Origin of the sequence: Terribacillus saccharophilus (genome assembly GCF_000725365.1) — a bacterium.
GTDB lineage: Bacteria > Bacillota > Bacilli > Bacillales > Amphibacillaceae > Terribacillus > Terribacillus saccharophilus.
Genome location: NZ_CP008876.1, coordinates 3,455,571 through 3,479,833, shown reverse-complemented (window position 1 = coordinate 3,479,833; position 24,263 = coordinate 3,455,571). Strand labels below are relative to the sequence as shown.

The following is a 24,263-nucleotide window of genomic DNA, read 5'->3' as shown; positions in this document are numbered from 1 at the left end:
TAATACAGTGGAAGGAGCACATGTTTATGTTTGTACGGTTAGTGCCGATCTTGTTATTATCCCTATTCGTGCTTACTTCATGCACGGGCGGGCAAGCCGCAGAAAGCAGTCAGCCGGATTATGATACGACCAAACAAATGGTCGCCGATATATTGAAAACAGACGAAGGCAAAAAAGCCATCTCGGAAGTAATGTCTGATGAGACAATGCAGGATTTGGTCTCCTTGGATGCCAGCAAAGTAGAAGATGCTATCAATAAATCATGGACTTCAGGAGAAGGACAGAAATTCTGGAAAGAGCGTTTTGAAGATCCGGATTTCGTCGCAGCCTTCGCGAAAAACATCGGACCTGAGCAGAAAAAGCTCGTTAAAGATCTGATGAATGATTCCGATTTCCAAAAGCAGATGCTGCAGCTCTTACAGGATCCAAAGGTACAAGAGCAAATGCTCAATGTCATGAAAAGTCAGGATTTCCGCAAGGAGCTGGAGAAAACAATCCAGGAATCTGCGGAAACACCAATGTTTGAGCAAAAGCTAATGCAGACTGTCCAAAAAGCATTGGAAGAAGCCCAGTCCAAACAAAAAGAAAAGTGATTCTAAAAGCCCTGTAGCAGCAAGCTCGCTCAGGGCTTTCTCTCTTTTCTATTCGCTCAAGCCAGAGTGACTCAATACTCCATCTGCTGTGTCAATTCTTCCCAACGAAATGATTGAATGTGCGAATCACTTCTATATTTGGAGGAAAATTGCCCTGCCTCTTGTGAAGCCGGCACTGGCAACAGTAGCCATCTTCTCCTTTAACGGTGCATGGAATGACTTCCTCGGTCCTTTACTATACGTGAATGATGAAAGTCTTTATACGCTGCAAATCGGATTGCAAGTATTCAAAGAGCAGGCGAGCACGCAATGGAATTACCTGATGGCTGGTTCCTTGCTTGTATTGCTGCCTGTAATTATTCTATTCTTCGTCTTCCAGAAGTACTTTATCAAAGGTGCGAATATTACAGGATCAAGCAGCTTCGACAAATAGAAAAAGCTGAGAGCAAATGCTCTCAGCTTTTTATTGCATGTATTTCTCTAAAATCGCTCTTGCCAAGTCATCATACGCATCTCCGAGCGGATGACTTTCTTGATAAACAGCGGGAGCAAAGACTCCTTCTTCTTTATATGGCTGTGCGAGCGGCAAGCGTCCGATAACTTCTGTTTCAAGTGCATCCGCTAGCTTGTCTCCCCCACCTTGGCCGAAGACGTATTCTTTCTCACCAGTTGCCTGTACCTCGTAGTACGCCATGTTTTCTACAACACCAAGGATTTCATGCTCTGTGCGAAGCGCCATTTGACCAGCACGCGCAGCAACAAACGCTGCATTAGGATGCGGCGTTGTGACGATAATTTCCTTAGAGGATGGCAGCATTGTGTGGATGTCTAAAGCCACATCTCCTGTTCCCGGCGGTAGGTCGACAAGCAAGTAATCCAAATCATCGCCCCATTGTACTTCTTTGAAGAAGCTTGTCAGCATTTTACCGAGCATTGGTCCGCGCCAGATGACTGGTCCGTTATCTTCCACGAAGAAGCCCATCGAGATAATCTTCACGCCAAAACGCTCTACCGGTGTAATTTTGTCATCAACCACTTCCGGCCGTTTCTCGATACCCATCATTTCGGGAACACTGAAGCCGTAAATATCCGCATCAATGATACCGACTTTGAAGCCGATACGCGCAAGCGCTACTGCCAAATTGACTGTAACAGTTGATTTACCGACACCGCCTTTACCGCTGGCGATGTTGATGAATTTCGTCTTTGTATCCTTGTCCAGTAAAGATTTCTGTTGCTTACCGGAGGATTGTGTCTGGCTGTAGCGGTCCACAATCTCCTGCGGCAGCTGATCAAAGCGCAATCCTACTGTTGCAGCCCCTGCACTCTTCAGGACATTGACAATTTCTTGCTGCAGCTGCATCTGTTCTGCAGTATTCGTCTTACCAACCAAAATCTTCACGCTGACATGCCGTTTCTCTTCCTTGATCCGGATGTCCGCGATAGCGCCAGTTTCTCCTAGCGTCGTATGTAGAAAAGGATCTTCGATTTCATTCAGAAGCTCCCGTACTTTTTCTTCTGTTACCATGTGAACGCCCCCTACCTAGCTTGTTCCGGAAAACGTTTTCCAGATTGCTTTTACCGCTAGTATAACACATTCTCAAGACAGCTAGGCAAGCGGCGCTCGGTCATTCATCTTCCGGTATCTTTTCGGTTGTATAACGAAGGATTCCCTCATAAATACTGAAAGCCATCTGGTCCTGATAAGGGGTATCTTTCAAGAGCTCAAGCTCCCGCGGATTTGACATGAATCCAATTTCGACAAGCGCGCCGGTCGGCTTCGTATGCTTCAGCAGATACATCGTATTCAACGCCAGCGGTACCCGCGTCGTATTTTCCAAGTTACGTTTGATTTCATCCTGGATAAAAGTTGCTAATGCTTTACTGCCTGCATTATCTTCATTGAAAAACGTCTGAGCTCCGGACCATCTGGAAGAAAGCAATGCGTTCGTATGAATGCTAATATAAAAGTCTGCTTCCTTTTCTTCTATGAAGGCTACCCGATTCCTTATGTCTTCTGATTTCCGACGGGAAAGCCCTTTTGTCTCTTCATCCGCCAGATCCACATCCTCTTCACGTGTTAGATAGACGAGTGCACCTGCCTGCTGCAAATAGTCCCGCAGCATTTTTGAGACTGCTAATGTAATTCCCGCTTCCTGTGTCCCATCAGAACCTTCCGCCCCACCATCGACACCACCATGCCCCGGGTCTATTACAATCGTCTTGCCAGCTAACGGCAAGGACCAGGAATGAGAAGATTCCTGTGTGGTGACAATCTTCGGTACGTAGTAAGCGAGCAGCATAATAAACAGCGCAGCTGCTATTGCTCCTGCAATCCATCTTCTAGTCATTCGTGCTTCCTCCCATACCGCGCATTTGTACACTATATGGGACAACCAATCCGGATATACGCTCTTCTTTTGAATTTATGCGAGCACTGGTATAATGAAGCTAGTAATACAATTAGAGCTAATAATACAATTAAAGCTAGCAATACGATTAAACATAGCTATACAAAGTATGACAGAAAAGGACGTACAAAATGAATTTCGATAATCAGACGAAACGCTTATATTTGAATGTTGGTATTTATATCGTGCTGGGTGGAATAAGCGCACTGCTATATTTGCTTCATCACAATCTAATCATTATTGGCATCTGCTTACTCGTCAGCTACTTGATCAGCTACGGTATCTCCAATACTCTTTTCCCTCGCAGCAAAGATACCTTCTACCCGAAGGATGAAAGGAAGTAATACGTTGGCCAACTATATTATGGACTTACGTGAAACAGTCGGAACCCGCCCGCTAGTCATGGCTGGTGCCGGCGTCATTGTACGGAATGAATTCGGCCATCTGCTCTTACAGCTCAGAGCAGATACAAAAGATTGGGGACTTCCAGGCGGCGCTTTGGAGCTCGGAAAATCACTGGAAGACACAGCCAGACGAGAGCTTTTTGAGGAAACTGGACTGCATGCAGAGCGCTTCAGCTTCCTGCGTATGTGTTCAGGATCTGAGTTCTATGCCAAGTATCCAAATGGTGACGAGGTGTATAATGTCATCTCTGTTTATGAGGCTTACGACGTTTCAGGAGAATTCACTATGCTTGATGGGGAAAGCCTGGATTTGCGGTACTTCCCTCTAGATGAACTGCCCGAACTCAACCACATCACCCAGAAGATGCTTTCTGGCCTACTTATTCCATAAAGGGGCACGATTATGACAAGAAAAACCTGGATGTACTTATTCATTATGCTAACCGGCTTATCCATTGGAGTGTACAACAATTTCACCAATATAGGTACGTTGCTGCTGATGACCGTCCTTATTGCGGCTGCAGTGATAATGATCCTCTTCAACCTCAGCGTATGGCTCAAAAACCGGAGTCGAAAAAAACAATAGGAGTGTGTGCCGAAATGAACCAGATCAATTTAATTTGCTTAGGTGTTAACGACATGCAAGCATCACTTGCATTCTATCGCGATGGCCTGGATTTCGAGACGAGCGTAAAAGAGAACTCACCGAATATTGTCTTTTTCAACAACAGAGGAACGAAGCTGGAGCTGTTCCCGCTTGATGCATTACGCAAGGATATCAATGCGGATAATCCGCCAGAAACAGGAACCGGATTTCCTGGATTTACACTCGCTTATAATGCCAAGACGGCACAGGAAGTCGATTATGTAATCGAAAAAGCGGCACGAGCTGGTGCTACAATCGTCAAACAGCCGCAGCGTGTCGATTGGGGCGGCTACAGCGGTTATTTCACTGATCCTAACGGCTATTATTGGGAAGTAGCGTTCAGTGAGCATTGGAAATTCGATGAAAACAACATGCTCATCATTGAGTAAAGCAAAAAAGCCAGAAGCATTCGCTTCTGGCTTTTTATTGTGGTTCAACATGGACATTTACCCAATAGACGTCATGCTCTCGCTTCAGCGTCTTCTCGACAGTTGTTGCTACATCATGGGCTTGCCGGATGTCCAGCGTGGAATTGACCAAGATCTCTGTATCGACGATGGCATTATTGCCATAGCTTCTCGCTTTCATCGTCTTTATACCTTTTACACCTTGGATTTGCATTATCGTCTCCGTATACGAAACCATTAGTGTTTCGTCAAATCCATCGGTCAGCTGATGGGAAGAAGAAGTGAAGATTTCCCAAGCTGTTTTACAAATAATCAAACCAACAATGATTGCTGCCAGCGGGTCCAGCCAAGGCAAACCGAGCTGAGAGCCAACGATACCAACTACAGTACCAACACTTACAAGTGCATCTGATAGATTATCCTTTGCTGCAGCTTTTACAGATTGACTGTTTATTTTCGTACCCAGCCGCATATTATATCGATAGACAAAAAACATAACGATTGCCCCGAATACGCCTGTCCAGGCTGCCATCATATCTGGTGCCTCATTAGAACCATCAAATACATTCAGCACAGCCGTATACAGTACTTGCAGACCGACTGTCATCATTATGAAGGAAGCAATAAGACTTGCGACCGTCTCTGCTTTCCAATGACCGTATGGATGATCTGCATCAGGTGGCTTCCTCGCCAGTTTCAGCCCAATCAGTACAGCAACAGAAGCGACGATATCTGTAGCATTATTTAAACCGTCTGCCCGTAAAGCAGCCGATCCACTTAAAAATCCAACAATTAGTTTCAAAGAGGACAAGACAAGATAAGCACCGATACTAATATAAACTCCGCGCTCTCCCATCTTCAGTTCCTTGTATTTTTCATTCTCCAACGCCTCGTCAGCCCTTTCATTCCAGTTCCATCATCATATCAGCCCAGCATTGGGTGGGTCTACAGCAACGTTTTTTCAAGATGCCATATGAATAGCCGCAAGCTAATAGTTTTTCCCTGAGCAAAAGCGCAGATAATTCACAAAAGGGAAGCTAATCAAACGATTGATCAAGATAGGCACCATCCGCCCATAGGTGCATAAGCTAGCGTGAGGAAGGAGCGATGATAAGTTGAATAACTACAATAACAATAACAACGATGCTGTCATTGTCGAAGAGGAAAGATATGAGTTCATCGCCACGGTGATATCTTATATAGGTCTAATTCTATCCCTGATCGGAGCAACAATTGCACTTTACATTTCTTACACATCCTATAAAAGATCTATACAGAATGCTGGAAGCGGAAACGGATATGGCGCTGTTACAGCTGCTGTTATTGCATAAGCATGAAAAAGCCTCTGGGTTACTACAATGGTACAGAGGCTCTTTTATTAAGAGTTCTGAAGACAAGCCTAAGGAGGATGATGGATGAAAGAAGATCTGGATCAGCGCATCCGACTGCTCGAGCTGGAAGTGGAAAAAATAAAAGAGGAAAACAAACGATCCGGACACAGCTGGATATGGGCTTTCGTTCCGATACTTGCGTTGCTTATCCCGATAGCAGCCATCCTTCGCGATACATTCAATTAAAAAAACCTAATTATTTTAGGCTGCTGTCCTGCGCCTTCCGCTCTTGCCCGTCATACACTGGCACAGAAAGGAAGGTGTTTTTCATGCAAGAACAAAATCAACATCTTGTACCTTACCAAGCTGACGAGCAAGTTCAATATTCTTATCCTGTTTATACGGATGAATACCGACGCCGTCCTGGATTTGGCTTCGGCGGCATCGGTCGCCCTGGATACGGCTATGGCCGCCCTGGGTTCGGCTACGGCGGCGCACCATTTCTTGGAGGTGTCGTCGGCGGACTGATCGGCAGCAGTTTACTTTATCCGCCTTATTATAACCGTCCTCGACCTTACCCATACCCATATTATCCTTATCCGTACTATCCGTACTATAACTATCCTTATTACGGTTACGGGTATTAATATACGAAGAGGGATGACAATCCCTCTTTTTTAGTTTTGTGTTGTGTTTATGACTTTGTCCAAGACATGCCCCACGTTATTTAATTCCCTAATAACGAATAGATGATCTGCCTCATCTGCAGAAGGTTCCTCCATCCTACCTATCCTCAACTGTCTATCCAGGACCTGTTCAAAACTAGAAGATGTCCGGAGTATGCCCATATCCCTATTCCCTATAGCAATCCGCTTTCTTAACAGACTTTCAGGCAGGTCAAAGTAAACAATTATACTGGTGAAGCCCCGATCCAGATAATAATTAAGGAGTCTTGTACGTGATGAGCGGTTAAGGTTAGCGTTGCTTAGTATAAGATGAGCGTCTGTATCATTTACAGTGTAATCGACTATAGTTTGAGTGATTGCATGTTTTAGATCATTTGGTCCTGTCTTAGGAACCAGTTTTTGATAATGATCTTGCAGGAATAAAGCATGTGTATCTTGGTCAATCATAACAGCCTGCTCTACCCTATCTTCTAATTCTTTCGCAAATGACGTTTTACCACTATGTGTTTTTCCGACCATCATGATGACGAATCGTTTCATATGTCACCCTCTCTCAATCCGGACTTATTATCCACTATTTGGTTTTTAATGATATATTTAGTGTATCAGAGAGGGGAACACCTATGAAACGATTTCTACTATTCTTTATTCCATTATTCTTGCTTGCCACGTACTTAGGTATTGGCAGCCAAGATCTTGCATACTGGATGCAAGACCATGTATATGATACATGGCCTCTTTATTACGTAACAGCTTTCAGTATTATGAGTATTGCTTTGTATTTAATCACAATGCTTATTGTAATTTTATTCTCGCGCAAAAAGAAAGGCGATACACCTGCTTACATAGTATTAATGTTATTCATAGCCGGACCTGTCTCTCTATGGTCTACCTTTGTAACCCTAATGTGGTGGGGATAAGGCCATGCAGCAGCTGTTTATCAACTTTGATTTCAGATCGGATTTTAAGCATCTATCTGCCCGAGAGAGAAGACAGTTTGGTAACTTCCTTTATGTAGAAGGCTTGTTGGAAATTAAGATAAATGGTGCCACTTATTTTTATGAGGAGGCTTGTCCTCTATTGGAATTTTATCTTCAATTAGAAAAGTGGCTAAAGAAGCCTTTTTCGAAACGTGGGGACTTTCTTTATCATACTTTGGAGCTTGATGAAGAGGTACCTTTTTTAGCTGTTCTCCACTTTCAAGATCTCGCCCGTCTGCGTGTCATTTGGCCAGAAGCTGAATTGTACAATGTTTTTCCTGTTGGTTATCTTCATAAGAAACTGGAAGAACTTCGAGACCGACTCGGGCCCGCAATAGAGCAGCATTATCAACTCAAATTAAAGCATTTCTACTAAAGAAAGCACACCGCGGATAGCGGTGTGCTTTCTTTAGTAACGGCTTCCTTTGCGCGTCATTTTGACAAATGCAGCGATAAGCATCAGTACACCGGGTAAGAGGAAATATAATAGCACTGCATATATACCTACTGCTGCCGCTACAATGAGGAGAACACTAGCAAGCTTTGATTTCCGGTCAAGCAAGAATGCAGCAACAATACCTAGGATACCAGCTGCAATTCCAAGTAATCCGAAGTTCCCGACTGTATACGTATTTTCAATTAAGGTAAAGAACATAGCTAGAAGTGAGGCAATGATACCAAAAATGCCTCCTACAATTGCGATTGTTTTCATAGTTAAAACTCCCTTCATTGCTGCATTGACTTCTTATCTCTATATCACCCCAGCATGAAGCTAAACATTTGGACGCAAAAAAAGGAATATATCACTAGTTGTGATTACTCCTTCTTCTCCACTTTACTTGCCAAAAAGGCCGGATCATCTGAGAAAATGCCATCCACTTCATATTGAAGCATCTCCTCTGTCCATTTCCTTTCATCTCCTCGGTAATAGGCATGGATTTCGAGATCACGATGTTGTATCTGATTTACCGTTGTTTCTTCTAAAATGCCAGCGTAGATACCTACGCCCATCGCTATATCTTTTATTTCCTGAAGATCTTTCTCATCCAGCTTCTCCACATTTTTCTTCTTCAGCAATTGGACCAATGTAAGGTCGGGATCTAATTTGTGCAGTGCACGAATGCTGTCTTTGCTGAATGATTGCAGTATGACTTGTTCCTTCGGGATAGCATACTGCTTTAGCAATTGCAGTAGTTGCTCCTCCATGACAAGCTCTCCCTCATCATCTTCGCGTGTCTCGATATAATAATGTACTTCGCTGCCATACCGTTTCAGAATCTCTTCCATAGTAGGTACTGTCTGCCCTTTTCCAGCATCAAGTGCCTTTACCTTCTTCAAAGTAAGCTCTTCGACCAATCCCTTTCCCTCAGTTGTCCGATCCACCGTATCATCATGCATTGCAACCAATTCACCATCCGCTGTCCTGCGCAAATCGATTTCAATATAATCCGCTTCATCATCCAATGCTTTATCATAGGAAAGAAACGTATGCTCAGGTTCTACAGCTGATGCTCCTCGATGGGCGATGATTAGTGGGCTATAGTCAGAACCATTGGCAGCTTCTGTATGGATTGATGAGCAGCCCGCCAGCAACAGCATACATACCAATAAAAATGTAATAGATTGTCTCATACAGCTAACTTATAGGAGGTAGATATAGATTACCATGCAGCTATTGTTAAGAATAAAAGCAAAGATCGATTGCCTATTTACACTGTCTTTATGTTTGGATGGTATGTATCGACCCATGGGGAGAACATGGTGCAAATTCCCCCTAACTTCTTCTGGTCTGTCATGACCAAATCGAACACATCCGCACTTATATATAAAATACGATCCTCTGTGCAGAACATAAGATTGGAACATCTCCAGCCCTGAGCAGTTTGTTTACACAATGCAAACACATCCTGTGATGTAATATCCTTCACCGTCATGGCCATGTATTGTGTTCCTTCCTCGTCCACCAAATATGTTTCCTTCCAATTAGAAAGTCTGACCACACCCTTCAAGTGCTGCTTATCCCAAATTCGTGTCGAGCCAATATAGTAACCAATAATGCCTGTCATAGTTATTTGTGAATGTACAGGAAAGATAGAATGAACAAATTCCCGTAGAGTAGGCAAATTCAAATTATTTTCGAAATCGGAAGTCAGTAGCCGCAGCCGGTGAGAAGCTGGTGTTTGGAAATAAATTGTAGAATCAGTATTGAATAAATCCAGTTGTTTGATGGAAAAGTTCATATAGGACTCCTTGTTAAAGTAAAATATATTATGTTGCTAGTAAGGGAGAAATGATCCTGACCACGTCCGAATGCTGCAAGCTCAAGGGCTTAATCTGAGACTGTGATAGCGCTATGAACAAGGTTTGTTGAATGAGGAACAGTTATTGATACTAATGCATAAGCATTTTCCTCAGAAAATTTACCGCACTTCTTCAGAGCTGACACTGTACAACTTCAATAAACTTCTTAAAGACAACATTATTAGCATTGATGGCCGAGAAATCATCCGCCGATACAAAGATCAGGGATTTTGCATAACATTTACTTCTACACCCCTTTGAGATAAAATTTTCGGCCTGAGAAAAGACATCTTTTTAGACTGCTTCAAAAGAAAGCCGTCAAACAATCGGTCGACAGCTTTCTCAGTCCCTTCATCATATTAATATGTACACCAAAATACACTATCAGCTCTTGGATGTTCCGATGTAGACTTCGATACCTTTTTGAAAATCAGCTGTATGTCTACATCACTCCGCCCTGTATATTCGTCATTATCAACATCATAATATTGCACAACTTGCACTCTGTAATTGCCCTTTTCAATAGGGATGTGGTATCTTCTGCAATTCTTATCGGGTACTTTATGTTGTCGAAATTGTGCAGCCATTGTAAGACAATCATAATCAACTAAGTATAGTTCATTACCGGTCACTTCCATGTAACCATCGGCTGTTCTATAACAGTCTGGATATACCAATTCTTTATTTACTTCTACATCCACTTTCCAGGAATGTTCAATACCTTCCTCAGTCATTTGAAATATTAAAGCATTCCCGCGTCTCATCTCTTCCCCGAAGTGTTTTAAAAGGGCATCAAATTCCCAATCCTGATCCACAAATGAGTTGTATTGTTCTGCATTTGCTACTCCAATGAAATTGGTATCGCCAAAATTCATCAAGTATTCCATCTTCATCCTCCTTAAAAGTAGTTATAGTACCGTACTCCCCCATATTTAGGATGGCATAGCGACTTTATCACGTCCAGCAAGCAGCCTTAGCCTCAATAATGTTGCTAGCTGTTTAAAAATACAAAAATGCCCTACATCCTAATATGTTATATGGGTTATTAATTAAATACTTATATTACGTTGAAAATCCTATTGACTATTCAGTTCAACTGTATTACCTTATTATTAAGTTGAACTATATAGTCGAACTGAATAAAGGATGAGAATATGAAACACAAATTACTACCGTTGTCTGAAACCATGCACTATATTTTATTAGCTCTGCGTGAGCCGCTCCATGGCTACGCTGTAATGCAGAAGATAGAAAAAACAAGTGACGGTTCAGTCATTTTAGCAGCTGGAACGTTATACGGCGCAATTGAGAACTTGCATAAGCATGGTTGGATTGAACCTGTTGGAGAGTCAGGCCGGAGAAAAGTCTATATGATAACTTCAGAAGGACGTAATATTTTGAAAATGGAACAAAACAGGCTATTGCACATTTTATCTCTTTACGAAAGAAGTGAATAGAATGAAGAAATTCAAGATGTTTTTAGATATTGAAAAAGCAGAACAATGGCTGAACAAGCAGTTACAAAAAGGATATCGTTGTACCCATATTAGCGGATTAGGAATATACACGTTTGAGAAAACCGATAAGAGATATGTAATACGACTGGATTATCAAGACCACTTATCAAAGAAAAAGTTTAAAGATTATAAAGGGTTATATGAAGACTTTGGTTGGGAGTATATAGGTGGCTCTTGGCTTGGTGATCGGTATTGGCAAAAAGAAGATGGTAACCAAAATGAGATTTTCTCGGATCGCCAATCATGGAGTAATCATTATAGAAGGTTGATGAACTATTCAGCTAGCTTTGGTTTAATGTTTCTATTCATTTCTTATTTAATCTACAATGATTCAGGATTATATTTAACCGAGGGTCTTTGGAGTATGGAAGGTGCATTATTTTGGTTAGCGTTATTATTTGAAACACCATTTGTGCTCTTGAGATCGCTTCCCTTCCTGATGGCTGTTTTATTAGGCTGCAGTTTCTTTAAAGCTTTTCGAAAGTATTCTATGTTAAAAGAAGCATGATGCAATAAATTAGTTAAGCACGCATTTTTTTGGTTCTCGTTGTATTAAAAAAAGACTCCCAACCAATAGGTTGAGAGTCTTTTGTAAGTGCCCAAAATTAACGTTTTGAGAACTGTGGAGCGCGACGTGCACCTTTAAGACCGTATTTTTTACGTTCTTTCATACGTGCGTCACGAGTTAGGAAGCCAGCTTTTTTAAGTGTTCCGCGGTATTCTGGATCTGCTTCAAGAAGCGCACGAGAGATACCGTGACGGATAGCACCTGCTTGTCCTGTGAATCCACCACCCTGTACAGTTACAAGAACGTCGTAGTTGCCTGCAGTTTCTGTTGCAACTAGAGGTTGGTTGATGATTGTACGAAGTGTTTCGTATGGGAAGTAATCTTCCGCACTACGGTTGTTTACTGTTACTTGACCTGTGCCTGGTACTAGACGTACGCGGGCAGTAGAGCTTTTACGGCGACCGGTGCCGTAGTATTGTACTTGTGCCACTATCGTTTACCTCCTTTTTAATTAACCGCGAAGTGTGTAAACTTCTGGTTGTTGTGCTTGGTGTTTGTGCTCAGCGCCACGGTATACGTGAAGCTTTTTGATCATTTTACGTGCAAGTGGTCCCTTAGGAAGCATGCCTTTAACAGCAAGCTCAAGCATTTGCTCAGGGTATTTTGTACGCATTTCGTCAGCTGTACGTTGTTTCAAACCACCTGGGTGGTTAGAGTGACGGTAGTAGATCTTGTCAGCAAGTTTGTTACCAGTAAGTTCGATTTTCTCAGCGTTGATGATGATTACGTTATCACCAGTGTCGGCATGTGGAGTGTAAGTTGGTTTGTGCTTACCACGTAGGATAGCAGCAACTTCACTTGCAAGACGACCAAGAGTTTGGCCTTCTGCATCCACAACAAGCCATTTGCGTTCGATATTGCTTTCGTTCGCCATGAATGTTGTACGCATGTCATTTCCTCCATTTTTTCGATTGAATCGTTCATTTATTATTCTACACAATTAGTCTTCCGGGGCTAATCGTGGTATAGAAATAAAATGCCATAAACCATAGTATATCATCATAGACCCTCATGTCAAGAGCATGTAACACCCGAATGCGTTGTTTTACAAAAAAGTTTTCAGTAGTCCACTTTCCAAAGGCAAAGTCCGCTCGCAGCAGCGGTTTTACTCGCCAGCTTCCGGTCCTTCGACTCTAGTATTCTAGCCATATCTTCTGGCTCCTTGCGTGCGTTTGCAATGTCGATTAGTGTACCAACAAGTATGCGCACCATATTATACAGAAAGCCACTTCCCGTGAAGGTAAAAACAAGCATGTCGTCCTGCTTTTCACACACAGCTTCATAGATGGTCCGGATCTTGTCGCCTTTGACTCCTGTACTTGCGGAACAAAAAGCGCTGAAGTCATGCGTCCCCTCAATAGCTGTGATAGCTTGCTGAATCCTATCTAGCTCAAGATTATAAGGTACATGATGCACATAATGACGCTTGAACACATCTTGTTCAGGAGCATTGAGGACAAAGAACTTATACTGTTTCCGCTTTACACTATATCGTGCATGGAAATCTTTATCCACTTGTGCTATGTCTATTATCCGCACATCATCCGGCAGCAAGGCATTGAGCGCCTTACGCCAATTATACTCTCCCATACGAAGTTCCGTATCAAAATGAATAATCTGCCCTCTGGCATGCACGCCTGCGTCCGTACGACCCGAGGCTTGAATCCTTATTGTCTGTCCTTTATGAATCGTCATAAGTGCCTTCTGCAGCTCTCCTTGGACTGTTCGTTGGTTGTCCTGGACCTGGAAGCCAAAAAAGCGTGTCCCGTCATAGCTGACAGTCGCTTTTATACGTTGCGTCATCTTTGTAACTCCTAACTATAATCTCTCGTTATCAAGGCTGCTGCAACCACTATAATGAAGATGACGAGTGCCGCAACATCCCGCCTCATCACTTGCAACTCCCGAAGCTTCGTACGTCCTTCTCCGCCACGATAGCCTCTTGCTTCCATCGCCATAGCAAGCTCCTCTGCCCGTTTAAAGGCGCTGACAAATAAAGGCACCAGCAATGGAATTACAGCCCGTACACGCTCCCTGAATGGCCCTGTACGGAAATCCACACCTCTGGAAGCCTGTGCGTTGGAAATTTTCTCGGTTTCCTGGAGCAAAGTCGGGATAAAACGTAATGATATAGACATCATCAGCGCCAGTTCGTGTACAGGGAACTTGAATCGGCGCAGTGGTCCGAGTAGGGACTCAACTCCGTCTGTGATTTCTATCGGTGTAGTCGTTAACGTCAGCAGAGATGTCAAAAGGATAAGCAAAAAGAAACGCAACGAGATGACAGCTCCTTGTTCCAGTGCTCCGCTGTAGATCGGCAATCCGAATACATTTACCAATACAGTGCCTTCCTTTGTAACGAATAAGTGCAAGATAAACGTAAACACAATCAGAAACCATACTGGTGTCAGCCCCTTGGCGATAAACCGCCACGGTACTTTCGTCAGAAGTGTACCTCCAACCGCAAACACTGTGAACAGCGCATAACTGACGATGTTATTGGCAAAGAAAATGAAAATCACATAAAAGAAGATGATCAGCATTTTGATTCTCGGATCCATCCGGTGAACGATGCTATTGGTCGGAACATACTGACCGACAATCAGCAGATTATTCATGTTTATCACCTGCCAAATCTGCCAGCTGCTCAGCGAGCCTGTCAACGTTCTCTCCCTCATAAGCTACCTGTTTGCCGAAGCGCTCGGATGTCTTCTGAAGAAACTGGAATATCTCCGGCACATCAAGCTGAACTTGCTGAAGAGCTTGCCGATCTTGAAAGACTTCAACAGGAGTTCCTTCCATATACTTTTCCCCTTTATCGAGTACAAGCATATGATCGGCATAAGTCAGCGCATCCTCCATACTGTGTGTTACCAATATAGTTGTCAGCTGCTGTTCTTTATGAAGCCGGTAAAACATATCCATAATCTCCTGCTGACCGCGTGGATCTAACCCTGCTGTCGGTTCATCCAGAACAAGTACACGAGGTCGTACAGCAAGCACACCTGCAATCGCAACACGACGCATTTGCCCCCCACTTAACTCAAATGGCGATCTACTTAATAAAGATAGATCCAAACCTACCGCCGCTGCGCTTTCTTTAACACGCTTGGCTATCTCTTTCTCTGCTACACCGAAGTTACGCGGGCCGAAGGCGATATCCTTCTCTACTGTTTCTTCAAATAGCTGATGCTCAGGGTATTGGAATACAATGCCTACTTGTTTACGCAGCTCTTTTGCTTGCTTAGGCTTCTTCTTTGGCTCCAACGTATGCTCACCAATCTGTACATTTCCGCTTGTAGGTCTGACTAGTCCGTTCAAGTGCTGCAATAGAGTAGACTTACCGCTGCCAGTATGACCGACAATAGCAGTGAAGCTCCCTCCTGGCAGATGGAATGACAGATTCTTTAACGCTTTATGCTCAAACGGGGAGTTTGCCTGATACGTATAATCTACTTGTTTGAATGTAATGTCCATAATGCATCTAACAACTCCTCGTGATCAATCGGCTGCTCATCCAGGGTAATACCTTGTCTTTCCAAAGCATGAGCAAGCTGCGTTACAAATGGCACGTCTAAACCGATCTGCTGCAGTTCGGTCTGCCTTTTCACTAATTCCCTCGGTACAGTAGTCGTCCATATTTCTCCATCATTCATAACCATCACCCGATGCGCCTGCATCACTTCATTCAAGTCGTGAGTAATAGTAATTAGACCAAGCTGCTGCGCTGCTTGAACACGATGAACAGTATCAAGGATTTCTTTCCTGCCAAGTGGGTCCAGCATCGCTGTTGCTTCATCCAGGATAATAACACTAGGAGATATAGCAAGTACACCTGCTATAGCCACACGTTGCTTCTGACCGCCAGATAGTCGGTATGGTTCATGTAGCAAGTAATCCTGCATACGTACCTGTTCTAATGAAGAAGTAATTCGATCCATCATTTCCGCACGAGGCACACCACAGTTCTCCAAGCCAAAAGCTACATCATCACGAACAGTCGTACCAACGAATTGATTGTCTGGGTTTTGAAAAACCATGCCTACTTGGCGTCGTATCTCCCATATATTCTCTTCGTTCAGTGGTATGCCGTTAATAATGATTTCCCCTTCAGTTGGAAACAGCAGTCCATTCATCAGCTTGGCAATCGTCGACTTGCCTGAGCCATTGTGACCGATGATTGCCAGCCACTCCCCCGCTTCTACTTGGAAACTGACATTGCGAAGTACATAGGGCTGCTCTTCCTCATATCGGAAAGAAACATTCTTAAATTCAATCGCGTACATGCTTTTCGAGCTCCTTCGTCATTACCCGACTATTTCCGGGGAAATACTAAACGTGTTTGTCCGTTCCTGTCATTTCTATAGCTAGTATAAAGAATCCAGACAAAAAAGAAAAGCAAGCGCTAGTAGTGGCGCTTGCTTTATCTGCAAAAGAAAAAGGGCCGGAATACACCTCGTGGTAGAGATTTTCCTGCCCTTGTTAATACATTATACTAGTTCAATGATTGCCATAGCGGCACCGTCACCACGACGCTGTCCAAGTTTCAACACGCGTGTGTAACCTCCTTGACGTTCTTCATAACGTCCGGCGATATCGCTGAATAGTTTTTGAACTGCATCTTGGTTCTCGTCCGCTTTAGTACCGTACAAGAATGAAGCAGCTTGACGACGAGCGTGAAGATCTCCACGTTTGCCAAGAGTGATCATTTTTTCAACTGCAGAACGAAGCTCCTTAGCTTTCGCCTCCGTTGTTTCCAATCTTTCGTGAACGATAAGATCAGTTGCAAGGTTACGCAAAAGCGCCATACGAGCATCCGTAGTACGTCCTAACTTTCTAGCCATAGGTTATCCCTCCCTTTCCTGGTGTCAAATGCTCCGCTAGGCGGGATCAGTCTTCTTTACGAAGACCAAGTCCTAAATCGATTAGTTTCTTTTTAACTTCTTCTAATGATTTACGTCCTAGGTTACGCACTTTCATCATGTCTTCTTCAGATTTATTAGCAAGTTCTTGTACCGTGTTGATTCCAGCACGTTTCAGACAGTTGTAAGAACGAACAGACAAGTCCAATTCTTCGATAGTCATCTCAAGAACTTTCTCTTTTTGGTCTTCTTCTTTTTCAACCATGATTTCGGCATTCTGTGCTTCATCAGTAAGACCTACGAAGATATTTAAATGCTCCGTATAAATCTTAGCACCAAGAGACACTGCCTCTTCAGGTCGGATACTGCCGTCAGTGAATACATCTAACGTCAGTTTGTCGAAGTTAGCCAACTGGCCAACACGCGTGTTTTCCACTTGATACGTCACTTTTGAAACTGGCGTAAAGATGGAGTCAATTGGAATGACACCAATCGGCTGATCTTCATGGTTATTCTGATCAGCTGGACGGTAGCCACGGCCGCGTTCTGCCGTAAGCTTCATATGCAAGTGAGCATTCTTGCCCAAAGTTGCAATATGAAGATCCGGATTCAGCACTTCTACATCACTATCGAAAGTGATATCAGCAGCAGTTACTTTCCCTTCACCTTGTACATCGATCTCTAATGTTTTTTCTTCATCAGAGTAGATTTTAAGAGCCAGTTTCTTCAAGTTCAAAATGATGGTTGTCACGTCTTCTACTACGCCTTCAATCGTAGAGAATTCATGGAGCACGCCATCAATTTGAATGGAAGTTACAGCAGCGCCAGGAAGTGAGGATAATAGGATACGACGCAAGGAGTTTCCTAGTGTAGTACCATATCCACGCTCAAGCGGTTCTACAACGAACTTTCCAAATGTAGCATCATCGCTGATCTCAACCGTTTCAATCTTTGGTTTTTCAATTTCGATCATTATAAAGCCCTCCTTTAAAACGTCGAAACCCCGGTTAGAATTACTCCTAACCGAAATTCCCCATATTGGTTCCCGTTTCTGCATCTTGACGATACGTTTCTTACTGTATGACCTGATCGCTTTTAAGCTATCATAACCCATTATAGACAGGGATACAAATTCTATACAGCAAGCAGGAAAAACTTATACGCGACGACGTTTAGGCGGACGGCAGCCGTTATGTGGAACTGGAGTGACGTCACGGATCGCAGTTACTTCAATACCTGCAGCTTGAAGTGAACGGATCGCAGCTTCACGGCCAGCACCAGGGCCTTTAACTGTTACTTCCAAAGTCTTCATGCCGTTTTCTACAGCAACTTTGGCAGCAGCTTCAGCAGCCATCTGTGAAGCGAATGGAGTAGATTTACGGGATCCTCTGAAACCAAGGGAACCTGAGCTGCTCCAGCTGATTACGTTACCTTGTACATCAGTAATCGTAACGATTGTGTTGTTGAAAGTAGAACGGATGTGAGCAATACCAGTTTCGATATTCTTTTTCACACGACGTTTACGAGTTTGTTGTTTACGAGCCATGTTTGTTTACCTCCTTACTTATTTTTTCTTGTTAGCGATTGTACGGCGTGGGCCTTTACGAGTACGAGAGTTGTTCTTCGTTTTCTGACCACGAACCGGCAATCCACGACGGTGGCGAAGACCACGATAAGAACCGATTTCGATTAGACGCTTGATGTTAAGAGATACTTCACGGCGAAGATCCCCTTCAGTAGTGTAGCTGTCAATTGTTTGACGAATTCTGGATAGTTCGTCTTCTGTAAGATCACGAACACGTGTATCTTCAGAAACGCCAGCTTCTTTTAGTACCTTTTGCGCTGTGTTTTTTCCAATTCCATAGATGTATGTTAGGGAAATAACAACGCGTTTGTCACGCGGAATATCAATACCTGCTATACGTGCCATTAGCTACGTGCACCTCCTTGTATTATCCTTGTTTTTGCTTATGCTTAGGATTTTCACAGATTACCATTACTTTGCCTTTACGACGAATGACTTTACATTTTTCGCAAATCGGCTTTACAGATGGTCTTACCTTCATCATCTATTCCTCCTTTAGTATCGGAGCTAGTCAAATTATTTATAACGGTACGTAATACGTCCTTTAGTTAAGTCATAAGGGGAAAGCTCTACCGTTACTTTATCTCCAGGAAGAATTCGAATAAAGTGCATACGAATTTTACCGGAAACATGTGCTAAAACGGTGTGGCCATTCTCTAACTCCACCTTAAATTGCGCATTAGGCAATGTATCGGTGACAGTTCCTTCTACTTCAATTGCATCATCTTTCGCCATCGGTCTATCTCCCTTCTTCAAATCTCTTCACGGTATGATTGACATAAGTAGATATCGCAAATCGCAGTTTACCATTGGTTACGCGACCAGCTTCTAGAAGGCTGCGGCGAACTTCCGGTGATACATACGGCAGTGGATCCACATGACGCAATGCTTTGCGCTTCGGTGAATCAAACTTTCGTTTCTCTCCGTCAGCAAGCAACACAAAACGACTGTCAATTTTTCGAATGACAATCGCAAGCTCACCTGCTTCTCGCCCATGTGCGATACGAACAACCTGACCAATCCGTGGACTTGTATCCGTTTCGCTCAAACATGATCACCTTCATCATAGCTTATTTCGAAGCTGTGCGTAAGTTAGCATTCTATGCTGCAAACAAGGAGCATATTCTACCACTTTTCTGTCTGAAAGTCCAGGTTAGAAAAGCTGCATGTTAGGGAATCTATATTAAGTCCACAAATTGAGTCACAATTTGTTTCATGATTGTTCATATTCAGCCTTGTCAATTAGCGTCAGGATATCAGTAAGGCACGGTTCCGATGATGGAAGCTTGAACGAATTGCGAAAGCAAACTCGTTTCAACTCTACCACGAGGTCTATTATACTCTATCAAGGGATAGAATGCATCCTTACGCTATCTCGAGCCTAAAGAGCAATTCCACCCGTACTAAAAGAGTATAGCTTGCACACCTGTATCAGCGAAGATTATTCAAGCGCTGATCGATGTCGTGGAAGACCTGATCGATTGCTTGGTCACCGTTCACTGTTACAAGATAGCCCTTATCGTTGTAGAAGTCCAATATCGGTTTCTGTTGCTCGATATTGACTTCCAAACGTTTTTTCACCGTTTCCGGCTTATCGTCGTCTCGCTGGATCAGCGCAGTACCATCCTTGTCGCATACCCCTTCTTCTTTCGGAGGGTTATAGACGGTATGATACGTAGTGCCGCATGTCGGACAAACCCATCTGCCAGATAAACGCTCCACCAAATTCTCCTGCGGAACTTCTACATGTAAGACGTAATCTACATTAGCATCCAAATCGTCCAGCAATGCGTCAAGCGCTTCTGCCTGAGCAAGCGTACGAGGAAAACCGTCAAGTAAAAATCCGTTGTTGGTGTCATCCTTACCTAAACGGTCACGGACTATACCAATTGTTACTTCATCCGGAACTAGTTTCCCCTGATCCATGAAAGCTTTCGCTTCACGGCCAAGTTCCGTTCCTTCTTTTATTGCAGCTCGGAACATATCTCCTGTTGAGATATGAGGGATGCTATATTTATCTACAATCTTCTCTGCCTGTGTACCTTTACCGGCACCCGGCAGACCCATAAGAATTAAGTTCAACGAAATTCCCCTCGCTCTCGTCTGTTTGTAGACTGTTCTCTATTTCATGAAGCCTCGGTAATGACGCTTCACTAACTGGCTTTCTAGCTGTTTCATCGTCTGCAACGCTACCCCTACCACGATCAGCAGGCTCGTTCCTCCGATTTGGACAGAAGTCGGCAAGTTGGCAATAGAGCCTAAGATAATAGGCAATACAGCTACAGCAGCCAAGAAGAGAGACCCAACGAAGGTTAAACGATACATCACACTGGTGAGGTACGTTTCCGTGCTTTTCCCTGGGCGAATACCCGGGATGTAGCCACCTTGCTTGTTTAAGTTCTCTGCCATTTGTTCCGGATTAACCTGAACAAATGTATAGAAATAACTAAATGCAAGAATCAGGACTACATAGATTACCATCCCAATTGGTTGCGTATAATCGAATACGTTCTCGATCGTAGTTGCTACATTTCCTTCAAAGAAACTCGCGATTGTACGCGGAGCATAGATAAAGGAAACTGCGAAAATTACAGGGATTACTCCAGCAGCGTTTACTTTAATCGGCAAGTGAGTGGATTGACCGCCTACTTGTGAACGACTAGTGGTACGCTTCGAATACTGGATTGGAATTTTACGAAGTGCTTGTGTGATATAAATCACACCAACAATTACGGCAATGATCACGATAGCGATAATTGCAACGATCACGACATTTAGGAATAAATCATCACCAGGATTGCTGAAGTACTGCTCCCAAAGCTGGTTTAAACCATTTGGAATTGCTGCAGCGATACCGGCGAAGATAATAATGGAAATACCATTACCTACACCATGAGCTGTGATCTGTTCTCCTAACCACATCAAGAATGCTGTTCCTGCAGTCAATACGATTGTAATGACAGCGAACTTATAAAAACTTGGATCGGAAATGAGCATACCGCCGGATAACTGATTGAATCCGATGGACATACCTACCGCCTGAATTAACGCTAGCACGATAGTGGCATAACGAGTCACCTGTGCCAACTTACGACGTCCCATCTCTCCTTGCTTTTTCCACTCACTGAATGTCGGAATGACATCCATTTGCAGAAGCTGCATGATGATCGAGGCAGTGATGTACGGCATAATACCCATCGCAAGGATGGAGAAGTTCTGCAATGCACCTCCGCCAAAGGTATTCAGAAATCCGAATACGTTCTGCTGATTCATAAAGTCGATCGCGGAACGATCGGTAAATGGAACAGGGATGAACGTACCGAGTCTGAAAATGATCAGCATAAGCAATGTAAAGATGATTTTATTTCGTATATCTTTTACACGCATAAAATTGGAGATTGTACGAAACATTAGATCACCTCTGTTTGACCGCCCGCTGCCTCAATCGCTTCTTTAGCAGAAGCAGAGAACTTGTGAGCTTTAACAGTAAGTTTCTTTTCGATGTTTCCGTTTCCTAGAACTTTAATACCGGCTCTCAATTTGCTAACAACTCCGCTTTCAAGTAGAAGCTCTGGAGTTACCTCTGTACCCTCTTCAAAGCGGTTAAGGGTTTCAAGGTTAACAATTGAGTACTCAGTACGGTGGATGTTTGTGAATCCACGTTTAGGAAGACGTTGGAATAGTGGCATTTGGCCACCTTCGAAACCTAGACGTACACCGCCGCCAGAGCGTGCATTTTGTCCTTTATGTCCACGGCCGGATGTTTTACCGTTACCTGAAGACATACCACGACCTACACGATTGCGAGTTTTACGTGTTCCTTCTGCTGACTTCAATTCATGAAGTTTCATAATGGCACCTCCTCTTTTACATTTAAATCATTATACTTCTTTAACTGATACTAGATGAGAAACTCTGTTGATCATACCGCGAACAGTTGGATTGTCTTCCAAAACAACTGACTGACGGATCTTTCTAAGGCCTAGAGCTTGAACAGTTTTGCGCTGTTTTTCTAGTCTTCCGATCGTACTGCGCGTGAGGGTGATTTCTAATTTGTTAGCCATGTGCTTTCCCTCCTTATCCTAACAGTTCTTCTACAGACTTTCCACGAAGTTTCGCAACTTCTTCTGCACGTTTCAATCTGCTAAGTCCGTTAAGTGTTGCACGAACCATGTTGATTGGAGTGTTAGAACCAAGTGATTTAGAAAGGATGTCTCCGATACCACCAAGCTCAAGTACGGCACGTACAGGTCCACCGGCGATAACTCCAGTACCTTCTGCAGCTGGCTTCATCAAGATGTTGCCGGCGCCGAATTCACCGATGATTTCATGTGGAATAGTTGTACCAACGATAGGTATAGTAATAAGATTTTTCTTCGCGTCTTCGATAGCTTTACGGATCGCTTCTGGTACTTCTTGTGCTTTACCAGTACCGAAACCTACATGGCCGTTTTTGTCGCCTACTACTACAAGAGCAGCGAAACGGAAACGACGACCACCTTTTACTACTTTAGCAACACGGTTAACCGTTACTACGCGTTCTTCAAGATCAAGTTTGTTCGGGTCAATTGTTGTACGCAAGTTGTGTCCCTCCTTTTTAGATTAGAATTTAAGACCAGCTTCACGAGCTGCTTCAGCCAATGCTTTAACACGTCCGTGGTAAAGGTAGCCTCCACGGTCAAATACAATAGTTGTTACGCCAGCTTCTTTTGCACGGTTAGCAACTGCTTCTCCGACCTTTTGAGCTGCTTCAACATTGCTTGTAGATTCTAGGCTAAGGCTAGCATCCTTAGTAGAAGCACTTGCAAGTGTTTTACCAGTTGTATCATCAATCAACTGTGCGTAAATGTGCTTGTTAGAACGGAAAACGTTCAAACGTGGACGCTCAGATGTTCCTGAAATGCTTTTACGAACACGATTATGTCTTCTCTTACGCGATTCGTTTTTTGCAACTTTTGTAATCATTCAGGTCACTCCTTTCTGGTTTAACGAAAACCTTATTTCGCTGTTTTACCTTCTTTACGACGTACGAATTCGCCTTCGTAACGGATTCCTTTACCTTTATAAGGCTCTGGAGGACGGATTGCACGGATGTTAGCAGCTACTGCGCCAACAGCTTCCTTATCGATACCTTTAACAACTACACGAGTGTTAGAAGGAACTTCGATTTCAATACCATCACGGTGTTCAACTTCAACTGGATGAGAATAACCAGCGTTGATCACGACTTTGTTGCCTTGTTTAGTAGCACGATAACCTACACCGATGATTTCAAGAGCTTTCTCATAACCAGCGTGTACGCCTTGTACCATGTTTCCAAGGATAGAACGAGTAGTTCCGTGAAGAGCACGGTGTTCCTTGCTGTCAGTTGGGCGTTCAACAGTAAGAACGTTCTCTTCAACTTTGATCACCATATCTTGGTGGAATGTACGAGTCAATTCACCTTTAGGACCTTTTACAGTCACAGTGTTGTTTTCATTTTTGAATTCAACGCCTGCAGGGATTTCAAGAATCTTTTTACCTACGCGGGACATATGTGCACCTCCTTACTAATTGTTGGGAATTACCAAACGTATGCTAGCACTTCGCCGCCGACAGCTTGCTCACGTGCTTCTTTATCAGACAATACGCCTTTAGAAGTTGAAACAACTGCGATACCAAGTCCGTTAAGGACACGTGGAATTTCAGTAGATTTCGCGTAAACACGAAGACCAGGTTTACTGATACGTTTGATACCAGTGATAACACGCTCGTCGTTTTTACCATATTTCAAAAAGATGCGTAGAACACCTTGTTTATCATCTTCAACGAATTCGTAATCGCGAATAAAGCCTTCACGTTTAAGGATATCAGCAACATCCTTTTTCAACTTAGAAGCAGGAAGCTCCAGTTTTTCATGACGAACAGTGTTTGCATTACGAATACGAGTTAGCATATCTGCGATAGGATCTGTCATAACCATTAATCATTAC

At 43.3% G+C, this 24,263-nt stretch carries 41 protein-coding genes; 12 read left to right on the top strand and 29 right to left on the bottom strand.

The window, feature by feature from the left end:
• Window positions 1-26: 26 nt before the first annotated feature.
• Both gerD and GZ22_RS17410 read left to right on the top strand, forming a co-directional pair.
• Window positions 27-593, top strand: a complete 567-nt coding sequence (gerD, locus tag GZ22_RS17415; RefSeq protein ID WP_038565316.1) for a spore germination lipoprotein GerD — start codon at window positions 27-29, stop codon at window positions 591-593.
• Between the two features lie 88 nt (window positions 594-681).
• A complete protein-coding gene (locus GZ22_RS17410) occupies window positions 682-1,026 on the top strand; it encodes an ABC transporter permease subunit (RefSeq protein ID WP_245609690.1) in 345 nt (114 codons plus the stop codon).
• Window positions 1,027-1,056: 30 nt separating this feature from the next.
• On the opposite strand, the gene GZ22_RS17405 is transcribed toward GZ22_RS17410, so the two are convergent.
• Both GZ22_RS17405 and cwlD read right to left on the bottom strand, forming a co-directional pair.
• Complete coding sequence (locus GZ22_RS17405) at window positions 1,057-2,121, bottom strand: Mrp/NBP35 family ATP-binding protein (RefSeq protein WP_038565313.1); 1,065 nt, start codon at window positions 2,119-2,121, stop codon at window positions 1,057-1,059.
• A 100-nt stretch (window positions 2,122-2,221) separates the two neighbouring features.
• The gene (cwlD, locus tag GZ22_RS17400) at window positions 2,222-2,944 is read right to left on the bottom strand and encodes an N-acetylmuramoyl-L-alanine amidase CwlD (protein WP_038565310.1); all 723 of its coding nucleotides are present in this window, start codon (window positions 2,942-2,944) and stop codon (window positions 2,222-2,224) included.
• Between the two features lie 191 nt (window positions 2,945-3,135).
• Between cwlD and GZ22_RS17395 the strand changes: the two genes are divergently transcribed.
• From GZ22_RS17395 to GZ22_RS17380, 3 genes are all read left to right on the top strand, one after another.
• The gene (locus tag GZ22_RS17395) at window positions 3,136-3,348 is read left to right on the top strand and encodes a hypothetical protein (RefSeq protein WP_038565307.1); all 213 of its coding nucleotides are present in this window, start codon (window positions 3,136-3,138) and stop codon (window positions 3,346-3,348) included.
• A 19-nt stretch (window positions 3,349-3,367) separates the two neighbouring features.
• Window positions 3,368-3,799 (top strand): NUDIX hydrolase, encoded by a 432-nt coding sequence (locus GZ22_RS17390; RefSeq protein ID WP_245609737.1) that lies wholly within the window; start codon window positions 3,368-3,370, stop codon window positions 3,797-3,799.
• A 209-nt stretch (window positions 3,800-4,008) separates the two neighbouring features.
• Entirely contained in the window at window positions 4,009-4,443 is a 435-nt protein-coding gene (locus tag GZ22_RS17380; protein WP_038565299.1) for a VOC family protein, read from the top strand.
• Between the two features lie 34 nt (window positions 4,444-4,477).
• Here the strand turns inward: GZ22_RS17380 and GZ22_RS17375 are convergent, their stop codons facing one another.
• On the bottom strand, window positions 4,478-5,347 hold the full coding sequence (locus tag GZ22_RS17375; RefSeq protein ID WP_038565296.1) for a cation diffusion facilitator family transporter: 870 nt from the start codon (window positions 5,345-5,347) through the stop codon (window positions 4,478-4,480).
• A 229-nt stretch (window positions 5,348-5,576) separates the two neighbouring features.
• Between GZ22_RS17375 and GZ22_RS17370 the strand changes: the two genes are divergently transcribed.
• From GZ22_RS17370 to GZ22_RS19065, 3 genes are all read left to right on the top strand, one after another.
• Window positions 5,577-5,792 (top strand): hypothetical protein, encoded by a 216-nt coding sequence (locus GZ22_RS17370; RefSeq protein ID WP_038565294.1) that lies wholly within the window; start codon window positions 5,577-5,579, stop codon window positions 5,790-5,792.
• Window positions 5,793-5,876: 84 nt separating this feature from the next.
• A complete protein-coding gene (locus tag GZ22_RS18690; protein WP_164072111.1) occupies window positions 5,877-6,038 on the top strand; it encodes a hypothetical protein in 162 nt (53 codons plus the stop codon).
• 83 nt (window positions 6,039-6,121) lie between these two features.
• The gene (locus tag GZ22_RS19065) at window positions 6,122-6,439 is read left to right on the top strand and encodes a hypothetical protein (protein WP_038565291.1); all 318 of its coding nucleotides are present in this window, start codon (window positions 6,122-6,124) and stop codon (window positions 6,437-6,439) included.
• A gap of 30 nt (window positions 6,440-6,469) precedes the next feature.
• Here GZ22_RS19065 and GZ22_RS17360 read toward each other — a convergent pair whose 3' ends face one another.
• Entirely contained in the window at window positions 6,470-7,018 is a 549-nt protein-coding gene (locus tag GZ22_RS17360; RefSeq protein ID WP_038565289.1) for an ATP-binding protein, read from the bottom strand.
• An 83-nt stretch (window positions 7,019-7,101) separates the two neighbouring features.
• Here GZ22_RS17360 and GZ22_RS17355 point away from each other — a divergent pair, with 83 nt between their 5' ends.
• Complete coding sequence (locus GZ22_RS17355; RefSeq protein WP_038565286.1) at window positions 7,102-7,398, top strand: hypothetical protein; 297 nt, start codon at window positions 7,102-7,104, stop codon at window positions 7,396-7,398.
• A 4-nt stretch (window positions 7,399-7,402) separates the two neighbouring features.
• Window positions 7,403-7,834, top strand: coding sequence for a DUF7878 domain-containing protein (locus tag GZ22_RS17350; protein ID WP_051748423.1), 432 nt, complete (start codon window positions 7,403-7,405; stop codon window positions 7,832-7,834).
• Window positions 7,835-7,867: 33 nt separating this feature from the next.
• On the opposite strand, the gene GZ22_RS17345 is transcribed toward GZ22_RS17350, so the two are convergent.
• From GZ22_RS17345 to GZ22_RS17330, 4 genes are all read right to left on the bottom strand, one after another.
• Complete coding sequence (locus tag GZ22_RS17345) at window positions 7,868-8,170, bottom strand: hypothetical protein (protein ID WP_038565283.1); 303 nt, start codon at window positions 8,168-8,170, stop codon at window positions 7,868-7,870.
• Between the two features lie 104 nt (window positions 8,171-8,274).
• Window positions 8,275-9,090, bottom strand: coding sequence for a glycerophosphodiester phosphodiesterase family protein (locus GZ22_RS17340; protein WP_038565280.1), 816 nt, complete (start codon window positions 9,088-9,090; stop codon window positions 8,275-8,277).
• A gap of 77 nt (window positions 9,091-9,167) precedes the next feature.
• Window positions 9,168-9,698, bottom strand: a complete 531-nt coding sequence (locus tag GZ22_RS17335; protein ID WP_038565278.1) for a hypothetical protein — start codon at window positions 9,696-9,698, stop codon at window positions 9,168-9,170.
• Between the two features lie 420 nt (window positions 9,699-10,118).
• Window positions 10,119-10,634 carry a hypothetical protein gene (locus tag GZ22_RS17330; RefSeq protein WP_084160846.1) on the bottom strand — a complete coding sequence of 172 codons (516 nt, stop codon included), beginning with the start codon at window positions 10,632-10,634 and terminating at the stop codon, window positions 10,119-10,121.
• 279 nt (window positions 10,635-10,913) lie between these two features.
• On the opposite strand from GZ22_RS17330, the gene GZ22_RS17325 reads away from it, so the two are divergent.
• Both GZ22_RS17325 and GZ22_RS17320 read left to right on the top strand, forming a co-directional pair.
• The gene (locus GZ22_RS17325; protein ID WP_038565272.1) at window positions 10,914-11,216 is read left to right on the top strand and encodes a PadR family transcriptional regulator; all 303 of its coding nucleotides are present in this window, start codon (window positions 10,914-10,916) and stop codon (window positions 11,214-11,216) included.
• 1 nt (window position 11,217) lies between these two features.
• Window positions 11,218-11,784: a DUF2812 domain-containing protein gene (locus tag GZ22_RS17320; protein ID WP_038565269.1), complete on the top strand. Its 567-nt coding sequence runs from the start codon at window positions 11,218-11,220 to the stop codon at window positions 11,782-11,784.
• 97 nt (window positions 11,785-11,881) lie between these two features.
• Here the strand turns inward: GZ22_RS17320 and rpsI are convergent, their stop codons facing one another.
• The 21 genes from rpsI to rpsH form a co-directional block, all read right to left on the bottom strand.
• Entirely contained in the window at window positions 11,882-12,274 is a 393-nt protein-coding gene (gene rpsI, locus GZ22_RS17315; protein ID WP_038565267.1) for a 30S ribosomal protein S9, read from the bottom strand.
• A gap of 21 nt (window positions 12,275-12,295) precedes the next feature.
• Entirely contained in the window at window positions 12,296-12,733 is a 438-nt protein-coding gene (rplM, locus tag GZ22_RS17310; protein ID WP_038565265.1) for a 50S ribosomal protein L13, read from the bottom strand.
• A gap of 170 nt (window positions 12,734-12,903) precedes the next feature.
• Complete coding sequence (gene truA, locus GZ22_RS17305) at window positions 12,904-13,647, bottom strand: tRNA pseudouridine(38-40) synthase TruA (RefSeq protein ID WP_038565263.1); 744 nt, start codon at window positions 13,645-13,647, stop codon at window positions 12,904-12,906.
• 11 nt (window positions 13,648-13,658) lie between these two features.
• On the bottom strand, window positions 13,659-14,462 hold the full coding sequence (locus tag GZ22_RS17300; protein ID WP_038565261.1) for an energy-coupling factor transporter transmembrane component T family protein: 804 nt from the start codon (window positions 14,460-14,462) through the stop codon (window positions 13,659-13,661).
• Complete coding sequence (locus tag GZ22_RS17295; RefSeq protein ID WP_038565260.1) at window positions 14,455-15,321, bottom strand: energy-coupling factor ABC transporter ATP-binding protein; 867 nt, start codon at window positions 15,319-15,321, stop codon at window positions 14,455-14,457. Before GZ22_RS17295 ends, GZ22_RS17300 begins: the two co-directional genes overlap by 8 nt.
• Complete coding sequence (locus tag GZ22_RS17290) at window positions 15,297-16,130, bottom strand: energy-coupling factor ABC transporter ATP-binding protein (RefSeq protein WP_038565257.1); 834 nt, start codon at window positions 16,128-16,130, stop codon at window positions 15,297-15,299. Before GZ22_RS17290 ends, GZ22_RS17295 begins: the two co-directional genes overlap by 25 nt.
• A 204-nt stretch (window positions 16,131-16,334) precedes the next feature.
• Window positions 16,335-16,688, bottom strand: a complete 354-nt coding sequence (gene rplQ, locus GZ22_RS17285) for a 50S ribosomal protein L17 (RefSeq protein WP_038565254.1) — start codon at window positions 16,686-16,688, stop codon at window positions 16,335-16,337.
• A gap of 46 nt (window positions 16,689-16,734) precedes the next feature.
• Window positions 16,735-17,679 carry a DNA-directed RNA polymerase subunit alpha gene (locus GZ22_RS17280; protein WP_038565251.1) on the bottom strand — a complete coding sequence of 315 codons (945 nt, stop codon included), beginning with the start codon at window positions 17,677-17,679 and terminating at the stop codon, window positions 16,735-16,737.
• Between the two features lie 183 nt (window positions 17,680-17,862).
• A complete protein-coding gene (gene rpsK / locus GZ22_RS17275) occupies window positions 17,863-18,252 on the bottom strand; it encodes a 30S ribosomal protein S11 (protein ID WP_038565248.1) in 390 nt (129 codons plus the stop codon).
• Window positions 18,253-18,270: 18 nt separating this feature from the next.
• A complete protein-coding gene (gene rpsM / locus GZ22_RS17270) occupies window positions 18,271-18,636 on the bottom strand; it encodes a 30S ribosomal protein S13 (protein WP_038565245.1) in 366 nt (121 codons plus the stop codon).
• Between the two features lie 22 nt (window positions 18,637-18,658).
• Window positions 18,659-18,772, bottom strand: coding sequence for a 50S ribosomal protein L36 (gene rpmJ, locus GZ22_RS17265; protein ID WP_003156543.1), 114 nt, complete (start codon window positions 18,770-18,772; stop codon window positions 18,659-18,661).
• A gap of 35 nt (window positions 18,773-18,807) precedes the next feature.
• On the bottom strand, window positions 18,808-19,026 hold the full coding sequence (gene infA, locus GZ22_RS17260; protein ID WP_038565240.1) for a translation initiation factor IF-1: 219 nt from the start codon (window positions 19,024-19,026) through the stop codon (window positions 18,808-18,810).
• A gap of 4 nt (window positions 19,027-19,030) precedes the next feature.
• Entirely contained in the window at window positions 19,031-19,339 is a 309-nt protein-coding gene (locus GZ22_RS17255; RefSeq protein WP_038565238.1) for a KOW domain-containing RNA-binding protein, read from the bottom strand.
• A gap of 383 nt (window positions 19,340-19,722) precedes the next feature.
• Complete coding sequence (locus GZ22_RS17250; RefSeq protein WP_038565236.1) at window positions 19,723-20,373, bottom strand: adenylate kinase; 651 nt, start codon at window positions 20,371-20,373, stop codon at window positions 19,723-19,725.
• Between the two features lie 39 nt (window positions 20,374-20,412).
• On the bottom strand, window positions 20,413-21,702 hold the full coding sequence (gene secY / locus GZ22_RS17245; protein WP_038565234.1) for a preprotein translocase subunit SecY: 1,290 nt from the start codon (window positions 21,700-21,702) through the stop codon (window positions 20,413-20,415).
• Entirely contained in the window at window positions 21,702-22,142 is a 441-nt protein-coding gene (rplO, locus tag GZ22_RS17240; protein WP_038565232.1) for a 50S ribosomal protein L15, read from the bottom strand. Before rplO ends, secY begins: the two co-directional genes overlap by 1 nt.
• Before the next feature lie 30 nt (window positions 22,143-22,172).
• Entirely contained in the window at window positions 22,173-22,355 is a 183-nt protein-coding gene (gene rpmD / locus GZ22_RS17235) for a 50S ribosomal protein L30 (RefSeq protein WP_038565229.1), read from the bottom strand.
• Window positions 22,356-22,368: 13 nt separating this feature from the next.
• Entirely contained in the window at window positions 22,369-22,872 is a 504-nt protein-coding gene (gene rpsE, locus GZ22_RS17230) for a 30S ribosomal protein S5 (RefSeq protein WP_038565226.1), read from the bottom strand.
• A gap of 21 nt (window positions 22,873-22,893) precedes the next feature.
• Window positions 22,894-23,256, bottom strand: a complete 363-nt coding sequence (rplR, locus tag GZ22_RS17225) for a 50S ribosomal protein L18 (protein WP_038565223.1) — start codon at window positions 23,254-23,256, stop codon at window positions 22,894-22,896.
• Window positions 23,257-23,288: 32 nt separating this feature from the next.
• Window positions 23,289-23,825 carry a 50S ribosomal protein L6 gene (rplF, locus tag GZ22_RS17220; RefSeq protein WP_038565220.1) on the bottom strand — a complete coding sequence of 179 codons (537 nt, stop codon included), beginning with the start codon at window positions 23,823-23,825 and terminating at the stop codon, window positions 23,289-23,291.
• Window positions 23,826-23,854: 29 nt separating this feature from the next.
• The gene (gene rpsH, locus GZ22_RS17215; RefSeq protein WP_038565217.1) at window positions 23,855-24,253 is read right to left on the bottom strand and encodes a 30S ribosomal protein S8; all 399 of its coding nucleotides are present in this window, start codon (window positions 24,251-24,253) and stop codon (window positions 23,855-23,857) included.
• Window positions 24,254-24,263: the final 10 nt, after the last annotated feature.

Excerpts from the sequence above, each read along its gene's own strand:
- rplO (WP_038565232.1), bottom strand. The coding sequence starts at position 22,142 with ATGAAACTTCATGAATTGAAGTCAGCAGAAGGAACACGTAAAACTCGC.
- GZ22_RS18690 (WP_164072111.1), top strand. The coding sequence starts at position 5,877 with ATGAAAGAAGATCTGGATCAGCGCATCCGACTGCTCGAGCTGGAAGTG.
- cwlD (WP_038565310.1), bottom strand. The coding sequence starts at position 2,944 with ATGACTAGAAGATGGATTGCAGGAGCAATAGCAGCTGCGCTGTTTATT.
- infA (WP_038565240.1), bottom strand. The coding sequence starts at position 19,026 with ATGGCGAAAGATGATGCAATTGAAGTAGAAGGAACTGTCACCGATACA.
- GZ22_RS17390 (WP_245609737.1), top strand. The coding sequence starts at position 3,368 with ATGGACTTACGTGAAACAGTCGGAACCCGCCCGCTAGTCATGGCTGGT.
- GZ22_RS17395 (WP_038565307.1), top strand. The coding sequence starts at position 3,136 with ATGAATTTCGATAATCAGACGAAACGCTTATATTTGAATGTTGGTATT.
- GZ22_RS17340 (WP_038565280.1), bottom strand. The coding sequence starts at position 9,090 with ATGAGACAATCTATTACATTTTTATTGGTATGTATGCTGTTGCTGGCG.
- GZ22_RS17350 (WP_051748423.1), top strand. The coding sequence starts at position 7,403 with ATGCAGCAGCTGTTTATCAACTTTGATTTCAGATCGGATTTTAAGCAT.
- rpsK (WP_038565248.1), bottom strand. The coding sequence starts at position 18,252 with ATGGCTCGTAAACAACAAACTCGTAAACGTCGTGTGAAAAAGAATATC.
- GZ22_RS17280 (WP_038565251.1), bottom strand. The coding sequence starts at position 17,679 with ATGATCGAAATTGAAAAACCAAAGATTGAAACGGTTGAGATCAGCGAT.
- rplR (WP_038565223.1), bottom strand. The coding sequence starts at position 23,256 with ATGATTACAAAAGTTGCAAAAAACGAATCGCGTAAGAGAAGACATAAT.
- GZ22_RS17360 (WP_038565289.1), bottom strand. The coding sequence starts at position 7,018 with ATGAAACGATTCGTCATCATGATGGTCGGAAAAACACATAGTGGTAAA.
- GZ22_RS17380 (WP_038565299.1), top strand. The coding sequence starts at position 4,009 with ATGAACCAGATCAATTTAATTTGCTTAGGTGTTAACGACATGCAAGCA.
- gerD (WP_038565316.1), top strand. The coding sequence starts at position 27 with ATGTTTGTACGGTTAGTGCCGATCTTGTTATTATCCCTATTCGTGCTT.
- rpmJ (WP_003156543.1), bottom strand. The coding sequence starts at position 18,772 with ATGAAGGTAAGACCATCTGTAAAGCCGATTTGCGAAAAATGTAAAGTC.
- GZ22_RS17330 (WP_084160846.1), bottom strand. The coding sequence starts at position 10,634 with ATGAATTTTGGCGATACCAATTTCATTGGAGTAGCAAATGCAGAACAA.
- secY (WP_038565234.1), bottom strand. The coding sequence starts at position 21,702 with ATGTTTCGTACAATCTCCAATTTTATGCGTGTAAAAGATATACGAAAT.
- GZ22_RS19065 (WP_038565291.1), top strand. The coding sequence starts at position 6,122 with ATGCAAGAACAAAATCAACATCTTGTACCTTACCAAGCTGACGAGCAA.
- rpsH (WP_038565217.1), bottom strand. The coding sequence starts at position 24,253 with ATGGTTATGACAGATCCTATCGCAGATATGCTAACTCGTATTCGTAAT.
- rplF (WP_038565220.1), bottom strand. The coding sequence starts at position 23,825 with ATGTCCCGCGTAGGTAAAAAGATTCTTGAAATCCCTGCAGGCGTTGAA.
- rpmD (WP_038565229.1), bottom strand. The coding sequence starts at position 22,355 with ATGGCTAACAAATTAGAAATCACCCTCACGCGCAGTACGATCGGAAGA.
- truA (WP_038565263.1), bottom strand. The coding sequence starts at position 13,647 with ATGACGCAACGTATAAAAGCGACTGTCAGCTATGACGGGACACGCTTT.
- GZ22_RS17345 (WP_038565283.1), bottom strand. The coding sequence starts at position 8,170 with ATGAAAACAATCGCAATTGTAGGAGGCATTTTTGGTATCATTGCCTCA.
- GZ22_RS17405 (WP_038565313.1), bottom strand. The coding sequence starts at position 2,121 with ATGGTAACAGAAGAAAAAGTACGGGAGCTTCTGAATGAAATCGAAGAT.
- GZ22_RS17320 (WP_038565269.1), top strand. The coding sequence starts at position 11,218 with ATGAAGAAATTCAAGATGTTTTTAGATATTGAAAAAGCAGAACAATGG.
- rpsM (WP_038565245.1), bottom strand. The coding sequence starts at position 18,636 with ATGGCACGTATAGCAGGTATTGATATTCCGCGTGACAAACGCGTTGTT.
- GZ22_RS17355 (WP_038565286.1), top strand. The coding sequence starts at position 7,102 with ATGAAACGATTTCTACTATTCTTTATTCCATTATTCTTGCTTGCCACG.
- GZ22_RS17300 (WP_038565261.1), bottom strand. The coding sequence starts at position 14,462 with ATGAATAATCTGCTGATTGTCGGTCAGTATGTTCCGACCAATAGCATC.
- GZ22_RS17290 (WP_038565257.1), bottom strand. The coding sequence starts at position 16,130 with ATGTACGCGATTGAATTTAAGAATGTTTCTTTCCGATATGAGGAAGAG.
- GZ22_RS17295 (WP_038565260.1), bottom strand. The coding sequence starts at position 15,321 with ATGGACATTACATTCAAACAAGTAGATTATACGTATCAGGCAAACTCC.
- rplQ (WP_038565254.1), bottom strand. The coding sequence starts at position 16,688 with ATGGCTAGAAAGTTAGGACGTACTACGGATGCTCGTATGGCGCTTTTG.
- GZ22_RS17335 (WP_038565278.1), bottom strand. The coding sequence starts at position 9,698 with ATGAACTTTTCCATCAAACAACTGGATTTATTCAATACTGATTCTACA.
- GZ22_RS17325 (WP_038565272.1), top strand. The coding sequence starts at position 10,914 with ATGAAACACAAATTACTACCGTTGTCTGAAACCATGCACTATATTTTA.
- rplM (WP_038565265.1), bottom strand. The coding sequence starts at position 12,733 with ATGCGTACAACATTCATGGCGAACGAAAGCAATATCGAACGCAAATGG.